Here is a 17,674-nt window from a genome sequence, read left to right as displayed (position 1 = left end):
TCGTCGGCGGCGCTCGACGAGGGTGCGCTGAGAGTGCGGGGTGGGTGCGGGGAGAGTCTACGAGCGCGCCGGGGGTGCCCGCGCAGGGCGCCTCGATGCGGGATTCGGTGAGGTCTCCGCTTACCCTTGGGGCATGCATGCGACTGCCGCCGCCCTGGGTCCGCAGTGGATGGACCCCACGTACCTGCTCGAGACGTACGGCGGCGCCTTCTTCTGGATCTCGCTGGTGATCGTCTTCGTCGAGTGCGGCCTGCTCTTCCCGATCCTCCCGGGTGACTCGCTGCTCTTCGCCGTTGGCCTGTTCATCGCCACTGGGAAGGTGAACATCAACCTCGGCGTCGCGATCGCCGCCCTCTTCGTGGCCGCGTTCCTCGGCAACGTCGTCGGCTACGAGATCGGCCGCGGGGTCGGCGCCCCGCTCTACGACCGCGACGGGCGGTTCCTCAAGAAGAAGTACTTCGACCAGACGACGGCCTTCTTCGACAAGCACGGCAACAAGGCGCTCGTCATCGGCCGCTTCGTGCCGATCGTGCGGACCTTCATCACCGTCGTCGCGGGCGTCGGGAGGATGGAGCGGCGGCGCTTCTTCACGTGGAGCGCGGTCGGCGCGGCCCTCTGGGTCGGCTCGATCACCCTCCTCGGGTACTTCCTCGGCAAGTCCTTCCCGGGCCTGCAGAACAAGCTCGAGCTGATGATCCTGCTCATCGTCGCCGTCTCCCTCGTGCCGGTGCTCATCGAGTACCTCCGTCACCGGCGCCGCGCCAACGCGATGGCCGCCGAGCTCGGCGGGGCGGCCGTCGAGGCGGTCGAGGAGGCCGCCAAGGCGCCCAGCCGCGAGCGCCAGTGAGCGTGTGAGCCGCCACCCAGCTGGGCGGCATACGACGCGGGGCCCGATCCGTCAGGGATCGGGCCCTTTGTCGTCCCCGTCCGTATGCCGCCGAGCCCCACTTTCCGCGAACCGCCACGCGGGCGCGTGGCCGCGTTCGACACTGAAAGGTCAGGGATTCCGGACAGGAGGGCGGCATGGACACGACAGTTGCAGGTCAGCCGGTCGGCACCCAGGACGTGGGCGAGCTCTACCGTCGCAGCGTGCAGTGGTGGGGCGAGAAGCTGGCGGCGTACGAGGACGGTCAGTGGGACGACCCGACGCCGTGCAGCCAGTGGTCGGTGCGCGACCTCATCAACCACGTCGTCGGCGAGGACCGCTGGACCTCTCCCCTCATGCGCGGCCAGACGATCAAGGACGTCGGCGACCGGCTCGACGGCGACCTGCTCGGGGACGACCCCAAGAAGGCCGGTGCCGACGCCGCCGCCGAGGCGCTCGGCACCGTCGCCGAGACGCTCCCCAGCCATGGCACCGTGCACCTGTCCTACGGCGACGACTCGATGGATGAGTACATCCGTCAGCTGACCGCCGACCACCTCGTGCACGGCTGGGACCTCGCCGTCGCCACCGGCTCGGACCGGCACCTCGACCCCGAGCTCGTCGCGGCGGTCTCCGCCTGGTTCGACCACGCGGAGGACGCCTACCGGTCCGGAGGCATGATCACGGCCCGCCTGCCCATGACCGGTGACCCGCAGGCCGACCTGCTCGCCCGCTTCGGTCGCGACGCGAGCTGGGGCCCGAACCACACCGCGCTCGCCGGCTTCAACCTGGCGTTCGGCCGCGGCGACCTCTACGCGATCATGGCCCACATGACCCAGGACTGCGTGTTCGAGTCGACCGGCCCGGCTCCGGACGGGGTCCGCCACGAGGGTTGGGAAGCGGTCCAGGAAGCCTGGCGGGAGCTCTTCTCGCACACGACCAACCCGCGCTTCGTCCTCGAGGAGGCCTTCGTGGCGGGCGAGCGGGCCACGCAGCGGTGGCGCTACGAGTGGGTGGGCGACGACGGCACGCCAGGCCACGTCCGTGGGGTCGACGTCCTCCGCTTCAGCGACGGGAAGGTCGCGGAGAAGCTCTCGTACGTCAAGGGCTGACCACTGTCGGGATAGGTCCTGACGGCTCAGGACGGCTCATAAGGGCCTCGGGACAGCACGGGAGGGCCCGGATCGGCCCCGCCGGGACGTGGTCTCGGCCGGTCACCAGTCGAGTGCGCCCTTGAAGCGGGTCCGGCCCTCGTCCGTGAGCTGGCGCGAGTGGCCCGAGGCGACGGAGTACAGCCAGATCTCCGACCACTCGTCCTCCTCGCCGCGCGTGAAGGCGATCGTCCGGCCGTCGCGGGAGAAGACCGCCCCGTAGTCGTTGAGTGTCGGCTCGGAGGGATCTGGCCCAGGGACCAGCGTGATCGCGCCGGTTGCGACGGTGAGGAAGCCGACCCGGGAGGGCGAGCCATCGGCCCAGGTCGAGAGCGCGATCCGGTCGCCGGTCGGTGACCATGCCGGCGCCGCTACGCGGGCCGTGGGCGGTGTGACGAACGTGAAGGCGCTCAAGGGCACCGGGGTCCCGGTCGAGCGGGCCGCTCCGACACCCGCTGCGGGGATGACGGCGATCGACCACTGCGGGCTCGCCCCTTCGCGCGCGAACGACATCGCGAGACCGGCGGCGGGGTGCCACGAGAGGCCACCGATGGAGGCGCCGAGCCCGACGTCGGTCAGCCGCGTCACCGCGTGGGAGGCGATGTCGACGCAGAACACGTCGGTCCGGACGTCGTCGGTGCCGGCGTCGACCTCGTCGAGGAAGAGCAGGGTCGACGCGTCGAGCCACTCGGGGCTGTGGCCCGGGACGAGCGTCTGCATCACCGCGCCGGTTGCCGCCGAGATGATGACGAGACGGGACACGGGGTCGGCGATCGTGGCCGTGTGGATGGCGAACGAGGTCCGCGAGGGCGACCACGCCGGGTCACGGTCGCTCTTCATGACCCCCGACGCGCTGTCGTCGGTGACCCGGCGGATCGACCCTCCGATGACGCCGACGGTGAAGATGTCCTCCTGCGAGGTCGTCTCGCCTGCGACCCCGGGGAAGGCGTAGGAGAAGTACGCGATGTCGCGGAAGAGCCACGGGTGGATCCGCGGCGGGATCGGCACGGGAATCCTGATCGGGATCTTCGCCGGCAGGTTCGCCAGCGCACCTGGTGTGAAGCGGTCGAGCCGGATGCGGCTCGCGACCTCGTCGACGCTTGGGACGACAACACGGTTCGACACGATGACCCCCTCGGACGATCCCCCTCGGCTCACCTCAGGGTAGGTCGGCCGCGACACCCCACGCAGCCGAACCGGTCGGACGTGACCTGCCGGACACAACGACCGTGGCCCGGAGCCCACGCGAGGTGAGGGTCCGGGCCACGATGCGACATCAGCTGGTCGGGGGCAGGCTCGGAGGCCTGCCTGAGAGGTCAGTCGCGCGGGACCTCTCGGTCGACGTTGGGGTCGGGTGCGGCATACGGCTCCGTCGGCGCCTGCGCCTGCGGGAGGGGCTCGTCGTGGCCCGAGGTGACGAGCGGTTCGGCGCCCGGCTCGCGCCACGGAACGTCTGCGCCCTGCACGCCACCCGGCTGCGTCGACGGTCCCGCGACCGCACCCGGCTGCGTCGACGCGCCGACGGACGGGGCCGCCGCACCAGGGGTGTTGCCGCCGAAGGAGACGCTCGGGACCTGGGCCTCGACGGCCGGCGTCTCGAAGTACTCGGCCCGGCGGACGCCGAACATGTTGGCGACGATGTTGGAGGGCACCGACTCGACCTTCGTGTTGAGCTCGCGCACGAGGGCGTTGTAGTAGCGCCGCGAGCTCGCGATGCGGTCCTCGGTGCTCGTCAGCTCCTGCTGGAGGGCGAGGAAGTTCTGGTTGGCCTTGAGGTCGGGGTAGGCCTCGGCCACGGCGATGAGCCGGCCGAGCGCCTGGCTCAGCACACCCTCGGTCTGCGCGGCCTGCGCGGGGCTCTGGCCGCCGGCCATCGCAGCCGACCGGGCCTTCATGACGTCCTCGAGCGTGCCCCGCTCGTGCGACGCGTAGCCCTTCACGGTCTCGACGAGGTTGGGGATGAGGTCGTGCCGGCGCTTCAGCTCGACATCGATCTGGCGCCACCCCTCCTCGACGCGGTTGCGCAGCCCGATCAGGCCGTTGTAGCTCGACACGCCCCAGAGGGCGGCCAGCACGACGAGGCCGAGCAGGATCCAGACGACAATCATGGGAACTCCCTGGGTGGCGGTCAGTGAACCGATCCTAGTCCGGACGCATTCCCCCGGGCCGCTGCTTTGTGCGCTGAGTGTCGGCCGGCGGATCCGTCGTGGTCGGTCCGGAGGTGCACTAGGCCGGTTCATGGGACGGACCCCGTTTCCGCGAGACGATCGAGACGCGCAGTCGCCCGTGGAAGCGTCCGCGGCCCCGGTATGCGCCATGATCTGCACATGCGCTCCCGCGGCAGCACCTCCCCACGTGAGCGGCCGGCACCCGCGCTCATCCTCGCGGACGGGAACCGGGTCGCGCAGACCACGATGGGCACGTTCCTGGGCGGGCTGATCCTGGTCACCGCCGCGGTCGGGAACGCGGCCGCGTGGGCGCCTGTGGCCGCTATCGCGGTGGGCAGTGTGCTGGGCCCGGCGTGGCTGGTCCTGGTCGTGCGCGCCGTACGTTCCCGCGTCGAGATCAGCACAGCCGGCGTGCGGGTCCGGCGGGTCTTCTCCACGCGCACCATTCCTGCGCAGGACTACGACGGGGCCACGTGGAACCCCACGATCTTCCCCTCGCCCGGCGCTTCCCTCGCCGTCCGGCGCAAGTCCGGCCGCCCGGTCAGCGCCCCCACCGCCTTGAGCATGCTGAACAACCCGATGAGGCCAGTCGATGACGAGATCGCCGAGATCGGGCAGCTGATCGCCGCGGCGCTCACCGGGCCGCCCGCGGCCTCTCATCCCTGCCCCATGCCGTGAAGGGGCGAAGGACTGCGGGTATCCGAGGTGGGGTCTCGTCGCGGACCAGCGACACCGCCGTCGGGCATCCGATCGGTGGGTGCCGGGCTAGTCGAAGAGACGCAGCAGCAGCTGTCGGTTCTTCGGCGCCCAGAACAGCTCGCGGAACTGGTCGACCGGTCCGACCGGCCACCTGCGCGCAATGCTCACGACCGCTGGGTCCTGGATCAAGGGGAGGAGCAGTCCCGGGATGTCGGCCCAGGCGACCTTGAAGGGCCGGCCCCACATCTGCACGACCTCCGTGGTCACCGGAGCGGTCAGGCCGAGCGCGTTGTGCATCTGGAACAGCTTCTCGTATGCCGTCATCAGGGCAGCTTCGCGGTCCTCCCACGCCTCTGCGCGCATGACGTTCCACAGGAGGGGCGTGAGCTCCGGGCCACATGCCAGACGTGAGAACGCCGTTCCGAACCATTTCGAGTACGGCGCGTACTGCCTCTCCATCAGGAAGGCGAGCCGCATGAGGTCGCCCACGAGACGCGAACCGATCAGGGAGGAGCCGAGTTCGTCCCCCGCGGCCGCTGCTCGGCCCACCAGGTTCATCTCCGGATGGACGCGCCACCAACCGGCGATCAGCAGGTACAGCCAGACGTCCTTGGGGTAGTAGGCCAGTCTGTCCCGCGCTGCCTGCAGGCCCAGCTCGTCGTGGAAGACGACTCCCGAGGTGAACATGCGCAGGCCCTGCTCCGGCAGTGTCAGCCAGTCCTGCGGCTCGATGTCGCGGTCGATGTCCAGCTCCAGCTGCTGCCGGACGTAGCCACGGACGGTGTGCACCTCGTAGGCAGGTGGGTGACCGGCGAACGTCGGCGGTAGGTCCCGCTGCAACGCCTCCCGAACGTCGGCGCCATGGCGCGGCTCGTCATCCTCGGCGAGGAAGACCAGCACGCGCGGCCTCCAGTCGTGGTCGCACGACATCTCGTCATCGAAGCCGAGGACCTCCGACCCGCGGCCGAGAAGCGCCGCAGAATGGGTCAGGTCGGGGAACCTGGCGCTCAGGATGGGCTGCACGACCTGGTCGTACAACCGTCGGCTCAGCTCGGCCCCCGGAACGAAAGTCGACATGCCATGCCCTCCTCCACCCGAACCCAAGTGTGGACCCATGTGCCGCTCGGAGGAGTCCTCAAGCGAGACAGTGCCGCCAGGGCATCGGGCGTTCCACAAGCGCACCGACCCCGAGCCGCCGTAGCGACGACCAGCGGGGGGCTCCTCCTCATCACGTCCGGGTACGAAGTCCGCGCCCCGGTCCGACACGATGGGTTCATGCCAATCCAGCCACTCGACCAGGACGACGCGGCCGCCTTGCGAGAGGCACCCCTTTCGTACTCCCGGGACCGAGTCGAACGCGAGCGGACACGAGCCGGCTTCCGACACCTCGAAGCCACGGCGCGTCTGGAACGCCGGGACTTCGATGGCGCTGTCGAGGACCTACTGCGCTGGCGGATGCATGAAAGGGCTGGGCTTCGCGTCCACGCCTCCGATGCGACGGCACGCCTCGGCTCCGTCGCCGTCATGCGCCTGGGCGTCGGTCCGTTCTCGTTGCGCGTCCCGTGTCGTGTCGTCGAGGTCCTCGAGGAGCCAACCCGCAAGGGCTTCGCCTACGGCACCCTTCCCGGGCATCCCGAGTCCGGCGAGGAAGCCTTCGTCCTCGACCATCTCCCCGACGGCGCAATCCAGTTCACCATCACTGCGTTCTCCAGGCCCGCGTCGTTGCTGGCGAGGCTCGGTGGTCCCATGACCCGAGGCGCTCAGCAGTGGATGACCCGGCGCTACCTCGCGTCCCTTGACCACCCCTAGACAACCTCTGGATCTGCCGCTGAGGACTTGGCGGCTCAGGGCGTTTCAGCGCCGGAAGGTCAGGTGGATGGTGCCGCTCTCGGCCGTTTCGGAGGTGACCTCGTAGTCGGACTCCAGGCCGCGCATGTCGTCCCAGAGGCGGATGCCGCGGCCGAGGAGGATCGGTGCGATCGCGACGTGGAGCTGGTCGACCAGCCGCGCCTTGAGGAAGTCGCGCACGACGGTGGCTCCACCGCCCACGCGGACGTCCTTGCCGTCAGCGGCTTCCAGGGCGCGGTCGAGCGCCTCGTGCGGCGTCGCGGAGAGGAAGTGGAACGTCGTGCCGCCAGCCATCTCGATCGGTGGCCGAGGGGCGCCGTGCGTGAGAACGAACACCGGCACCCGGAACGGTGGTTCGTCGCCCCACCAGCCTCGCCAGTCCGGGTCGTCGGGGAAGTTGTGCAGTCCGAACATCCCCGCGCCCATGATCTCCGCGCCGAGCTCCGCGAAGTACGCCCTCGCGTACGCGTCGTCCACGCCGGTCGTTCCCTCGCCAGAGGTGTCGTGCAGAACGCGTTCGCGGAAGGTCCTGGTCGCGACATAGGCGCTCACGAGGCGTGACCAGTCCTCGCCCATGGGGGCCTCGGGGGTCTGATCGGTCGTGGTTGCGAATCCGTCGAGCGAGATGTTGAGGTCAACACGAACTGCCATGAGTTCCTCCAGCGCCAGGGCTTGTGGACCGCACTCACGATACTGACGCTCCCGACCCCGAGGCGTCGTCAGACCCTGCCTTTCGTATGCCGTGTGCGCCGGTACGGTGCCGACATGTACCGGCTGGCATCTCCCGAGGTCTGCCTGCGGCCTCTCGATCTCGAAAACGCTGAGACCCTTGCGTACTGGGGCACTGATGACGAGTTCTGCCGCGCGGCAGGTTGGACGGTCGGACTCAGCCATGAGGACCACGTCACCTTCCAACGCCGACTCATCGAACATCCTCCCTCGGACCTCACGCGCCTGGGTGTTCATGCGCAAGCCGGTCTCGTGGGCTACGTTGCGCTGCAAGGCAACGAGCCTTCGCGCCGTGAACTGGGCTTCGTGATCGGAGGGCGCAGCCGGTGGGGTCACGGCTACGGCACTGCCGCTGCTCACGCCGGCCTGGTCCACGGCTTCACCACGATGCGCCTCACCGAGATCTGGGCCGAAGCGCTCGAGGCAAACCTCGCATCGGTCGCCATTCTGCGTCGCCTCGGCATGCATGAGACCGGCCTCGGCGGTGAGGGCCAATACGCAGGGACACCATCGCGGTACCGGCAGTTCTCCCTTGGAGCGGATGAGTTCGCCCCACGACACCTGGCGGGTGGTGTTCGGAAAGGTCCGGCAACAGAACCGGGCGCCCGACGGTCCCTGTTAGCGGGGTTGCCGCAGTAGCGACCTCGCGTGCCGCCGACCGCGATCGATCGCTCCTTGGTCGTTGATGCGGGAGTTGGTTGTCGGGTCATGAGATCGCGCGAGCGTGCGGCGCAGCCGGGCCACGCAGTTCAGGGGGCCATGGACCACGGATCGCCGAAGGTGACACCGGCGGCCTCCACTGCTCTCTGGAGACTGGCGCGCACGTCGTGTCCCCGGTCCGTCTGATAGCGAAGGTGGGCGCCCATCTCCGAGCCGTTCACGTCATAGACGCTGATGTACCCGCCGATGGCCCTGACGAAGAAGGTGAACTCGGAGTCAGCGTGCTCCATCGCATCATGCACACCCAAGGCCGTGATTGCCTCGGCCACGCGGTCGACATCGATCCCCGTGCCGTTGCCGTTGGCTCCCTCAGTCGGGCCCACGAAGGACTCGAAATGCCGGAACGGGTGTGGATTCACGATCACACCCGAGTCCTGGAGCCAGTCGACCAACGCCCATAGGTTGGAGCCCACCGCATGGGTCCGGGTGTCATGTCTCGGCAAGACGTGCAGCTGGCGGGTATCGGGATGGAAGATGATCACGTCCCCGTCCAGCGTGTCGGCCACCATCACCGACTCCATCGCGTTTGTCCGGGACATGGTCTCGTCGGGCTCGTCGTAGAACCATCCACGGTGCAGCACCTCTGCCAGGAACCCTTGCCGCCGCGGCAGGTCGGCGGGACGGCAAACCCGCAGTAGCCCACTGATCACCCCGTCACCCAGGGTGGTCACCAGTTCGCGGTAACCGTCCGGCAGCCGCAGACCCAGGACAGCCTCGGCCTCGTCCACCTCCTCGGTCGTATGAAGCGTTAGCTCGTCCTTCACCAGGTAGAAGTCAAGCCAGTCACCGCGAGCCATCCCAACCTCCGCATCGTCGTGTGGCACGCCTGGCGTCTGCACCAACGCAGGAGTCGCGCCTTCGAGAACTCGGCAGCCTAGCCATTGCCAGGCGTGCGATGGCGGGAGGGCTGATCACCAGAATGCGCAAAGGCGATCACCTACTCCCGGGTTCGACGCGACGGGCAATTCCAACGACTCCGTGCTGTGCCAGCCGAACGTCAGCGGCACGCGAGGCGACCTGCGACGCGCTGACGAGCCTGTCGGACCTCCGCGAATTGATCTATCGCACCCGCCCCGTCAACACCGGGAACGTCGGTGCCACTGACCTCCGTGGTGGAGGCCATCTGACGTACTCTCCCGGTCGCCCCGAGGGCGGCGAGGCTGACTAGCGTCGGCAGGCAACGGGGCGGCGCGACGGCCGTCTGGCGCTGCCCCCACCGCAGCGCCAGACGACCGTACAAGGGTCACCCGGCGAGGTGACCCCACCTCTGGGAGAGCTCGCGCCACGGAGCGGTCTCGACCACCCGACCCCCGTCGAGGACGACGACGCGGTCCGCCTGGGCCAGTGCGGCCGCCTTGCTGGTCGCACCGATGACGGTCGCCCCGCCGGACCGCAGCGCAGCCCAGAGCTCGATCTCCGTCGCCGCGTCGAGCGCCGAGGACACGTCGTCGGCCAGCAGGAGGTCGGCTTCGCAAGCCAGCGCCCGGGCGAGAGCCAACCGCTGCACCTGCCCACCGGAGAGCCGGACCCCACGGTGACCGACGAGCGCATCCGGCCCACCGGCCTCCGCGACGTCACGCTCCATCCGCGCCGTCGCGAGCGCCGACTCGACCTCTCGGTCGGGGTGGTCGAGGGCGACGTTGCCGGTGAAGGTCCCCGACAGCACCCGCGGCACCTGGGCGATGTGTGAGACCCGGCCGGGCCGCAGCTCGACCTCGGGCTCGGCCAGCGCCCGGCCGTTCCAGACCACCTGACCGGTGTGGGACGTCAGCCCGGCCAGCGAGGAGAGCAGGCTGGACTTGCCCGAGCCGACCTGGCCCAGCAGCAGCACCAGCTCGCCCGCCTCGACCGTGAGGTCGACGTCCTCCACACCGATGGTGCCGTCGTCGTGGACCGCCGTGAGGCCCTGCAGGCTCAACGTCCGCAAGGGCTCGCGCTGCCCTGGCTGGGGCTCGTCGGCGGTGCCGTGCACCAGGTCCATGCCCGGGGGCAGGTCCATCAGGTCGCCCCCGCCGGCCAGCTGGCTCGTGGCGTTCATCCACGACCGCACTCCGGGCGCCTCGGTCACAACCGAGCCGGCGACCCGGCCGAACCAGTCGAAGCCGCTGACGGCGTTGGCGACGAGCAGGGTGATGGCGAGGGACCACGTGCCGTGGAGGTAGCCCGCCCAGGCAGCGACGACACCGCACTGGACCATGACGATCGGCACGCCGTCGAGCAGGGCCTGGACGCGGTGCTCGCGCACCGCCGCATCGACCCGGCCACCGTCGACCTGGCGCAGATGGGTGTGCACCTGCGGGGTCGCAGCGGCGAGCTTGACGGTGCGGATCGACTCGAGCGCCGATACGAGCGATCGCCCGAAGTTGGCCCGGGCCGCCGAGGCGGCCGCCGCCGAACGCCCGGCCACCGGACGGCCGAGCGTCGAGGCGAGCGCCGAAGCGACCATGACCACGAGCAGGACCGCGCCCGCGAGCCAGGTGCCGGCGATGAGTGCCGTCATCGAGGCGACGACGAGGCCGTTGGTGAAGTCGACCCAACGGTCGGTGTAGCGCGCCAAGCGATCGGCGTCCATCGTGCGGGCGACCACTTCCCCGGGCGGGGTCCGCACGAGCCGGCGCTGAGCAGTCTGGCCCGCGAGCACGGCGGCGCGCACCCGGAGCCGGACCTCGACCCACCAGTGCGGGTAGGAACGGAAGGCCTGCGACAGGACGATCGGACCGGCGACGAGCGAGACGACCAACGCTGCCGCGAGCCAGCCGGGGTTCTGACCGGCCTGAAGGTCGGTGACGACGAGCCCCCAGATCCAGCCGGTGACGGCGCCGAACGCGCCGGTCAGCGACGCGACGAGGAAGAGGGAGGCGCCGAGCAGGCCCCACTGAGGCTGGATGCTCACGGCATGGAGCACCTGCCGGGCCAGGCTCGGAGTCGGAACGAGCTCTGGAGGCGGCGGCGGTGTCGTGCTGCGGCGCACCGAGCCGATCGCGGCGTCTTCGTGGTGGTGCTCCTCCACGGCCACCTCGTGGGCGGCCGCATCGAGCAGCCGCCGGAACGGGCCATCTGTGGCCGCCAGCCGACCGCGCGGACCCTGCTGGACGACGCGACCCGACTCGAGGACGGCCACCTGCTCGGCCCGCTCCGTCGTCGAGAGGCGGTGGGCGACGAGGATGCCCGTGCGGCCCGAGATCAGCCGGTCCGCGGCCCGGACCACACGCGCCTCGGTGACCGGGTCCATGCGGGCCGTGGCTTCGTCGAGGACGACGACACGCACGTCGCGCACGAGCAGCCGCGCGAACGCCACGAGCTGCTCCTCCCCGGCAGAGAGGGACGTGCCGCCCGGGCCGAGCATCGTGTCCAGGCCGTCGGGCAGACCGGCCACCCACTCGGTGAGGCCGAGCTCGTCGACAGCGGCCTCGACTCGGGCACGGGGCACGTCACGGAAGAGCGTCATGTTCTCGGCGAGCGTCCCGGCCAGCACCTCGGTGCGCTGGGTGACGACACCGACGGCCGCGCGCAGCTGCTGCAGGTCGAGGTCGCGCACGTCGACGCCTCCGAGCAGCACCGTCCCGCGCGGCGGCTCCACGGCCCGCGACAGCAGCGAGGCGAGCGTGGACTTGCCGGAGCCGGTGCGTCCGACGAGCGCGCAGGTGTGCCCCGCCGGGACAGTCAGGTTGACGTCACGCAGCGCGAAGGTGCCCGTGCCGTAGGTGAACTCGAGACCGCGGAACTCCACGTCGAGCGGCCCGTCGCGCAGGGGCCGGCCCCCGGTCGGCTCGGCCGGGGCGGCGAGCATGGCCCGCAGGCGCAGGACGGCTCCGAAGCCCTCCTGAAGGTCAGGCAGGTGACGCGCGAGCATGTCGACACCGCCGACGAACATCGTCGTGACGAGGAAGAGGGTGACCAGACGGGCGGTCGACAGGTCGCCGGCCAGCACGAGGGCGATGCCGACGACCGCGACGGCGGCCAGCGCGCCGTGGAGCAGGCCGCCGCTCCGCCGGGTGATCCGGACCTCGACCTGAAGGACCTTGTCGAGGGCAGCGTGGACCCGGGCGGCCATCCGGGCGTTGCGGCGCAGCACGTGCGCCTGGCCCAGCGCCGTCCGCAGGTCGTCACGGGCGGCGACCCCCTCCTCGGTGGAGGCTGCGTGGTCGGTCCACGCGGCCTCCTCGACCACCTTGCGCTCGGCGACCTGGGGAAGCAGCCGGCGGACGACCCAGTACGTCGCGAACCCCGTCAGCGGGAAGAGGACGGCGGCGGGCCTCCACGCGATGGTCGCGACGACCCACAGCGGACCCGAGGCGAGAAGCGTGCGCACGGCCTGCCACACGCCCCAGCGCATCAGCTGGCCGACCTCCCACGTGTCGTCGTCGATGCGGTCGAGCACCTCCCCGACGGCCTGCTCGGACAGCTCGGAGAGCGGCTGGGCCATCGCCGCGTCGAGCAGGTCGGCCCGCAGCCGGCCCTCGGCCCGGTCGCACACGGTCGCCCACATCATCTTGGCGACGGTGTCGATGACGGCACCGCCGACGACGCAGAGCGCCAGCAGGACGACCAGCGTCGACGTGGCGTGCTCAGCCAGCCGACCGGCGACCATCGACCCGAGAGATGCGGCGACGGCGCCCAGCAGCGACATCGAGAAGCAGACAACTGTCAGCGGACGACGCACCCGGCGCCAATCGATGGGGACGCGATCCGCCGGCAGCCCCGTGTCCCGAGGAGCACCCTCCTGCGTCGTGCTCCGCGCCTCTTCATACCCCTGTCTGGTCATCGTCACAGTGACAAGACGCTACCGACCACCCCCGACAGCGCGCCTCCCGTTTTCCTCGGGGCTTCGGGCGCGCCATCGAGAGCACATCCGGAGGCACCATCAGCGGCACCACCCCCCTCAACCGCCAGACCGGGTGACCGCCTCGATGGTCATGCGCCGGGCTCGGCAGCATGCGGTGTCGCCGCACCCTCGTATCGTCAGGGCATGGAGTCGTGTCGGTTCACCGCGGAGCTCTGGCGGTGGGAGGCCCAGTCGAGCTGGTTCTTCGTCAGCCTGCCCGAGGACGCGTCCGCCATGATCCGCGAGCGCCCCAGGCCACCAAGGGGTTTCGGATCCGTGCGGGTCCGGGTCGAGGTGGGCGGCAGCACGTGGACGACCTCGGTCTTCCCCGACGCGAGCCGCGGGGTCTACGTCCTGCCCGTGAAGAAGTCGGTGCGCAGCGCCGAGTCCCTCGCCGAGGGCGACCCGGCCGACGTCCACCTGGAGGTGCTCGAATGAGCAGCAGCGCGACCGGCCCCGCGCCCAACCGGGTCAGCCCCCTCGGCGAGGTCGTCGCCGCGCCCGGGCGCGGTGCCTGGATGGGCAACCGCGGCCGCCTCCACGACGGCGCCGGCCCCCGTGACGTCCGGCGTCACCACGTCGGCCGCGCCTGGATCGTCTGCAGGCTCGACTTCCGCGACCGACGGGTCGAGCAGTGGGCGCCCGGGCGCTACACGCCGCTCTTCTTCCTCGACGAGGCCGTCGCGTTCGCGGCGGGCCACCGGCCCTGCGCCGAGTGTCGACGTCCGGCCTACACCGCGTTCCGCGACCTCGTGGCCGCTGCGCACGGGGCCTCGCGCCTGCTCGCGCCAGAGCTCGACCGGATCCTCCACGAGGAGCGCTGGGATGCCCGGCAGCGCACCCGTCGGCTGCACGCGTGCGCGTGGGGGGACCTCCCCGACGGGGCCTTCGTCCTCGTCGACGACGGCCCGGCCCTCGTCACCGCGGGGGCGCTCACCGTGTGGCGCCCCGACAACACGTATGCCGCGACGCTCCTGGCGAGGCCGACGACCGGCACGGCCGCCGTCCTCACGCCACCCACGACGCTCGAGGCGCTGCGCCGCGGCTACCCCGTGCAGCTCGGGGCTCAGGCGAGCCCGAGCTCCTCGAGCGAGTAGGCGTAGCGGTACTCCACGCCGGCCTCGGCCGTGATGCGATCGCCGGCACCGGTCGCCCGGTCGGCGATGGTCGCGACGGCCACGACCTCGGCGCCGACCTCACGAGCAGCCTCGACGGCGGCGAGCGGCGACGCGCCCGTCGTCGTCGTGTCCTCGACGACGAGGACCCGGCGACCCGCGATGGACGGTCCCTCGATCCGCTGCTGGAGCCCGTGCGCCTTGCCGGCCTTGCGCACGACGAACGCGTCGAGCCGCTCGCCGGCCGCAGCTGCTGCGTGGAGCATCGAGGTCGCGACCGGGTCGGCCCCGAGCGTGAGGCCACCGACAGCGGCATACGACAGGTCCGTGGTCAGGTCGCGCATGACGATCCCGACGAGCGGGGCGGCCTCGCCGTCGAGCGAGATGCGACGGAGGTCGACGTAGTAGTCGGCCTCCTTGCCCGAGGAGAGGGTGACTCGTCCGTGGACGATGGCCTTCTCCTTGATGATCTCGAGCAGTCGGGCGCGGGCGGCAGCTACGTCAGTCACGGCCCCGATCGTATGCCGCTCACCGCGGTCCGCACCAAACCCGCGGACCGCGCGCGGCCCGGCTCCCGGACCCGCGACGGCAGGGTCAGCGGCGGCGCTGGACGCGTGCCACCCGCCCGCGCACGGCCGAGCGAGGCACGACCCGGAGCAGGCCGACGATCGCCTTGTACTGGGCGCCCGGGACGGAGACGACCCGGCCTCGGGCGACGTCGGCGAGGCACGCCGACACGAGGTCGGCCGCGTCGAGCCACATGAACGCCGGCCCTGTCTTGGCCAGGGCCGCCCGCTCGTGGAACTCCGTCGCGGTGAAGCCCGGGCAGAGCGCCGTCGCGGTGACGCCCGTGCCCGCGAGCTCGGCGGCGAGGCCCTCGGTGAAGACGGTGACCCACGACTTCGCGGCCGAGTACGTCCCCGACGCGATGAACCCGGCCACCGAGGAGACGTTGATGATCGTCCCCCGCCCACGCGCCTTCATGGCCCGGGCGCCCGCGTGCGAGAGGACGAGGACCGCCCGCGTCAGGACGTCGAAGAGCCGCTCCTCGACGTCGATGTCGTGCGAGAGGAACGAGCCCTTGAGGCCGTAGCCGGCGTTGTTGACGAGGACCTCGACAGGGTCGCCGGGCGCCGAGAGCCGGTCGGCGACGCGCTGGAGCGCCGCGCGGTCGGAGAGGTCGGCAGGGAGCACCTCGACGTCCACGCCGTGGGCTGCCCGGAGCTCGGCCGCGACGGCCTCGAGTCGCTCGGCGTCGCGGGCGACGAGGACGAGATGGTGGTTGCGCCGCGCGAGCTGGGTGGCGAACTCCCGCCCGATGCCCGCGGTCGCGCCGGTGATGAGGGCTGTCGTCATGGGGCAAGTCCTACGTCACTGCTGCCTCGCACGCCAACTCGGCGCGCCTCCGGCCGCCCGGGGCGCACACCACTACGTTGGCTCAGGTGCCGCGCCCCCGCGCGTCGCGCAGGTGTGTGAGCGCTTCCGGGAGCGGCACTCCCATCACCCAACACATCGGAGGACAAAGGTGTCCAGACGTCTCATCGCCGGAGCCGTCGCCGCCACAGCGGCGTTCGCAATGGCCGGTGCGCCCGCGATCGCTGCGAGCGCATCAACACCGGCCACAACCAGCGCCGGAGCCAAGAAGCCCGAGCCCGCGGGGTCGTTCGCCCTGTCGGGCGCCGACGCAGCCGCCTTCCGTATGCCGCCCGGCATGACGAAGGTGCGCAGCTGGAAGGACGCGGACGGCAACACGCTGACCCGCTACCAGCAGAAGGTCGGCAACGCGACCGTCATCGGCGGCCAGGTCACCGTCGTCAGCGACACGGCCGGTGTCCAGACCGCCGTCGTCGGCGCCTACCTGCCCGGACTGCGGGCCCGTAACGCCGTGAAGCTCACCACGGCCGACGCCCGGGGGAAGGCAAAGGCAGACCTCGCGGCCCGGTCCCTCAAGGGGGATGCAGCCGCGCGCGCCAAGGAGATCAAGACCGACACGACGCTCCGCTTCGACCCGAAGACGGACCGTTACGTCTACGTCGTCGACACCGTCGCCCAGGGGGAGCGCCCGGTCCGCTGGGTCGACGCGGGCAGCGGCGCCATCGTCAAGTCCGTCAACGCGCTGACCGAGGGGACCGGCGAGGGCGTCAAGGGCGACACCAAGTCGGTCGACAGCACCCAGCGCGCCGACGGCACGTGGGTCATGATCTCGGCCGACGGCCGCAAGCAGACCTACGACTTCCGCAACACGACGTCGAGCGTCGTGCGGGCAATCGACGACAACGACGTCTGGGACACCAAGGCACCGCTCTTCGCGAGCCCCGACCAGCGCCCCCTCGTCGACGCGCACTACTACGCGGACGTCGTCGACGACTTCTACCGAGACACCTTCAAGCGCAACAGCATCGACAACGAGGGGCTCGTCATCCGCTCCCTCGCCCACTACGCGAAGAACTACTGCAACGCCTTCTGGAACGGCGTCTACATGACGTACGGCGACGGCAACGGCACGTCGTGCCTGCCGCTCTCGGGTGGCCTCGACGTCATCAGCCACGAGCTGACCCACGGCGTCACCGAGTACACCTCGGGCCTCATCTACGAGAACGAGCCGGGCGCCCTCAACGAGGCCTTCAGCGACATGATGGGCAACACCGCCGAGTTCTACGCCGAGGACACCGGTCGCGACCCGTCGGTCACGCCCGACTGGCGCATCGGTGAGGACGTCATCGTCACGAGCCACGGCTTCCGCAACATGGGCAACCCGGGCGAGTTCGACGACCCCGACCACTACTCGCTCCGCTACACCGGGGACCTCGACAACGGCGGGGTCCACACCAACAGCGGCATCGCCAACCACGCGTACTTCCTCGCGGTCAAGGGTGGCTACAACCGCGGGTGCGCGACGGCGGGCAACCCGACGCCGACCCACACGGCGGACTGCGACGTCTCGGTGCCCAAGCTCGGGCTCGGCCAGGCCAAGAAGATCTTCTACAACGGCTTCACGGCCCTGCCGGAGTACGCCAACTTCTGTGACGCCCGCAACTCCACCATCGCCGTCGCCGGCCGGTATGCCGCGAACATGGGCAAGGTCTGGGACGCCGTCGGCGTCAAGGCCGGCTGCGCCCCCGGCACCCCGCCGCCGCCGCCGTGCGTCGGCGACGCCAACGCGACGATCCCGTTCGGCACGCAGAACGGCTACGGCAACGACGGCGACTGCACCTGGACGTACGACAACGGCACCGCGGGCTTCCGCTTCCGCTTCAGCGTCCTGTCGACGGAGCTCGACTTCGACTACGTCTACGTCAAGGACGCGAACGGCAACGTCCTCGCGACCTACACCGGCTCCTACCCGGCCGGGACCCTCTCGCCCTGCATCCCGACCTCGGTCGGCTCGGTCCAGCTCGTGAGCGACCCCGGGGTCAAGGACAAGGGCTTCGTCGTCGACGCGACCGAGGCCTGCTGAGCGCGACCGCACGACCGGGCCCGACGGCATACGGGCGAATCGACCGACGGGGCCGAGAGCACACGCTCCCGGCCCCGTCGCCGTCCGTGCCTGCGTC

16 protein-coding genes are annotated in these 17,674 nt (G+C 70.7%); 8 read left to right on the top strand and 8 right to left on the bottom strand.

Annotated features, from left to right (window positions below; genetic code table 11):
- Positions 1-133: 133 nt before the first annotated feature.
- Together N865_RS12720 and N865_RS12715 are read left to right on the top strand one after the other, a co-directional pair.
- Complete coding sequence (locus N865_RS12720) at positions 134-847, top strand: DedA family protein (RefSeq protein WP_034806451.1); 714 nt, start codon at positions 134-136, stop codon at positions 845-847.
- A gap of 176 nt (positions 848-1,023) precedes the next feature.
- Complete coding sequence (locus N865_RS12715) at positions 1,024-1,977, top strand: TIGR03086 family metal-binding protein (protein ID WP_051510525.1); 954 nt, start codon at positions 1,024-1,026, stop codon at positions 1,975-1,977.
- Positions 1,978-2,079: 102 nt separating this feature from the next.
- On the opposite strand, the gene N865_RS12710 is transcribed toward N865_RS12715, so the two are convergent.
- Entirely contained in the window at positions 2,080-3,141 is a 1,062-nt protein-coding gene (locus N865_RS12710) for a PD40 domain-containing protein (protein ID WP_157557684.1), read from the bottom strand.
- 191 nt (positions 3,142-3,332) lie between these two features.
- Complete coding sequence (locus N865_RS12705) at positions 3,333-4,124, bottom strand: LemA family protein (protein WP_034806445.1); 792 nt, start codon at positions 4,122-4,124, stop codon at positions 3,333-3,335.
- Between the two features lie 219 nt (positions 4,125-4,343).
- On the opposite strand from N865_RS12705, the gene N865_RS12700 reads away from it, so the two are divergent.
- Positions 4,344-4,862, top strand: a complete 519-nt coding sequence (locus N865_RS12700; protein ID WP_034806442.1) for a hypothetical protein — start codon at positions 4,344-4,346, stop codon at positions 4,860-4,862.
- A gap of 87 nt (positions 4,863-4,949) precedes the next feature.
- Here N865_RS12700 and N865_RS12695 read toward each other — a convergent pair whose 3' ends face one another.
- Positions 4,950-5,960, bottom strand: coding sequence for a DUF4037 domain-containing protein (locus N865_RS12695; RefSeq protein ID WP_034806440.1), 1,011 nt, complete (start codon positions 5,958-5,960; stop codon positions 4,950-4,952).
- Between the two features lie 198 nt (positions 5,961-6,158).
- Between N865_RS12695 and N865_RS12690 the strand changes: the two genes are divergently transcribed.
- Positions 6,159-6,692 (top strand): DUF1990 family protein, encoded by a 534-nt coding sequence (locus N865_RS12690; RefSeq protein WP_034806438.1) that lies wholly within the window; start codon positions 6,159-6,161, stop codon positions 6,690-6,692.
- A gap of 45 nt (positions 6,693-6,737) precedes the next feature.
- Here the strand turns inward: N865_RS12690 and N865_RS12685 are convergent, their stop codons facing one another.
- Positions 6,738-7,382 carry a dihydrofolate reductase family protein gene (locus tag N865_RS12685; protein WP_034806436.1) on the bottom strand — a complete coding sequence of 215 codons (645 nt, stop codon included), beginning with the start codon at positions 7,380-7,382 and terminating at the stop codon, positions 6,738-6,740.
- 114 nt (positions 7,383-7,496) lie between these two features.
- Between N865_RS12685 and N865_RS22285 the strand changes: the two genes are divergently transcribed.
- The gene (locus N865_RS22285; RefSeq protein ID WP_157557683.1) at positions 7,497-8,099 is read left to right on the top strand and encodes a GNAT family N-acetyltransferase; all 603 of its coding nucleotides are present in this window, start codon (positions 7,497-7,499) and stop codon (positions 8,097-8,099) included.
- Positions 8,100-8,209: 110 nt separating this feature from the next.
- On the opposite strand, the gene N865_RS12680 is transcribed toward N865_RS22285, so the two are convergent.
- Together N865_RS12680 and N865_RS12675 are read right to left on the bottom strand one after the other, a co-directional pair.
- Positions 8,210-8,977 (bottom strand): SMI1/KNR4 family protein, encoded by a 768-nt coding sequence (locus tag N865_RS12680; protein ID WP_034806434.1) that lies wholly within the window; start codon positions 8,975-8,977, stop codon positions 8,210-8,212.
- Between the two features lie 446 nt (positions 8,978-9,423).
- Positions 9,424-12,945, bottom strand: coding sequence for an ATP-binding cassette domain-containing protein (locus tag N865_RS12675; RefSeq protein WP_034806484.1), 3,522 nt, complete (start codon positions 12,943-12,945; stop codon positions 9,424-9,426).
- A 204-nt stretch (positions 12,946-13,149) separates the two neighbouring features.
- Between N865_RS12675 and N865_RS12670 the strand changes: the two genes are divergently transcribed.
- Positions 13,150-13,443, top strand: a complete 294-nt coding sequence (locus N865_RS12670) for a DUF1905 domain-containing protein (protein WP_034806431.1) — start codon at positions 13,150-13,152, stop codon at positions 13,441-13,443.
- The gene (locus tag N865_RS12665; RefSeq protein WP_034806427.1) at positions 13,440-14,102 is read left to right on the top strand and encodes a hypothetical protein; all 663 of its coding nucleotides are present in this window, start codon (positions 13,440-13,442) and stop codon (positions 14,100-14,102) included. The genes N865_RS12670 and N865_RS12665 overlap by 4 nt, the downstream gene beginning before the upstream one ends.
- On the opposite strand, the gene pyrE is transcribed toward N865_RS12665, so the two are convergent.
- Positions 14,072-14,629 (bottom strand): orotate phosphoribosyltransferase, encoded by a 558-nt coding sequence (gene pyrE, locus N865_RS12660; protein ID WP_034806424.1) that lies wholly within the window; start codon positions 14,627-14,629, stop codon positions 14,072-14,074. The genes N865_RS12665 and pyrE overlap by 31 nt on opposite strands.
- An 85-nt stretch (positions 14,630-14,714) precedes the next feature.
- Entirely contained in the window at positions 14,715-15,476 is a 762-nt protein-coding gene (locus tag N865_RS12655) for an SDR family NAD(P)-dependent oxidoreductase (protein WP_034806419.1), read from the bottom strand.
- 169 nt (positions 15,477-15,645) lie between these two features.
- Between N865_RS12655 and N865_RS12650 the strand changes: the two genes are divergently transcribed.
- Positions 15,646-17,577: a M4 family metallopeptidase gene (locus N865_RS12650; protein ID WP_051510524.1), complete on the top strand. Its 1,932-nt coding sequence runs from the start codon at positions 15,646-15,648 to the stop codon at positions 17,575-17,577.
- Positions 17,578-17,674: the final 97 nt, after the last annotated feature.

It is taken from the genome of Intrasporangium oryzae NRRL B-24470 (assembly GCF_000576595.1).
In the GTDB taxonomy this organism is placed as follows: domain Bacteria; phylum Actinomycetota; class Actinomycetes; order Actinomycetales; family Dermatophilaceae; genus Intrasporangium_C; species Intrasporangium_C oryzae.
This window is presented reverse-complemented; position numbering and strand designations above follow the sequence as displayed.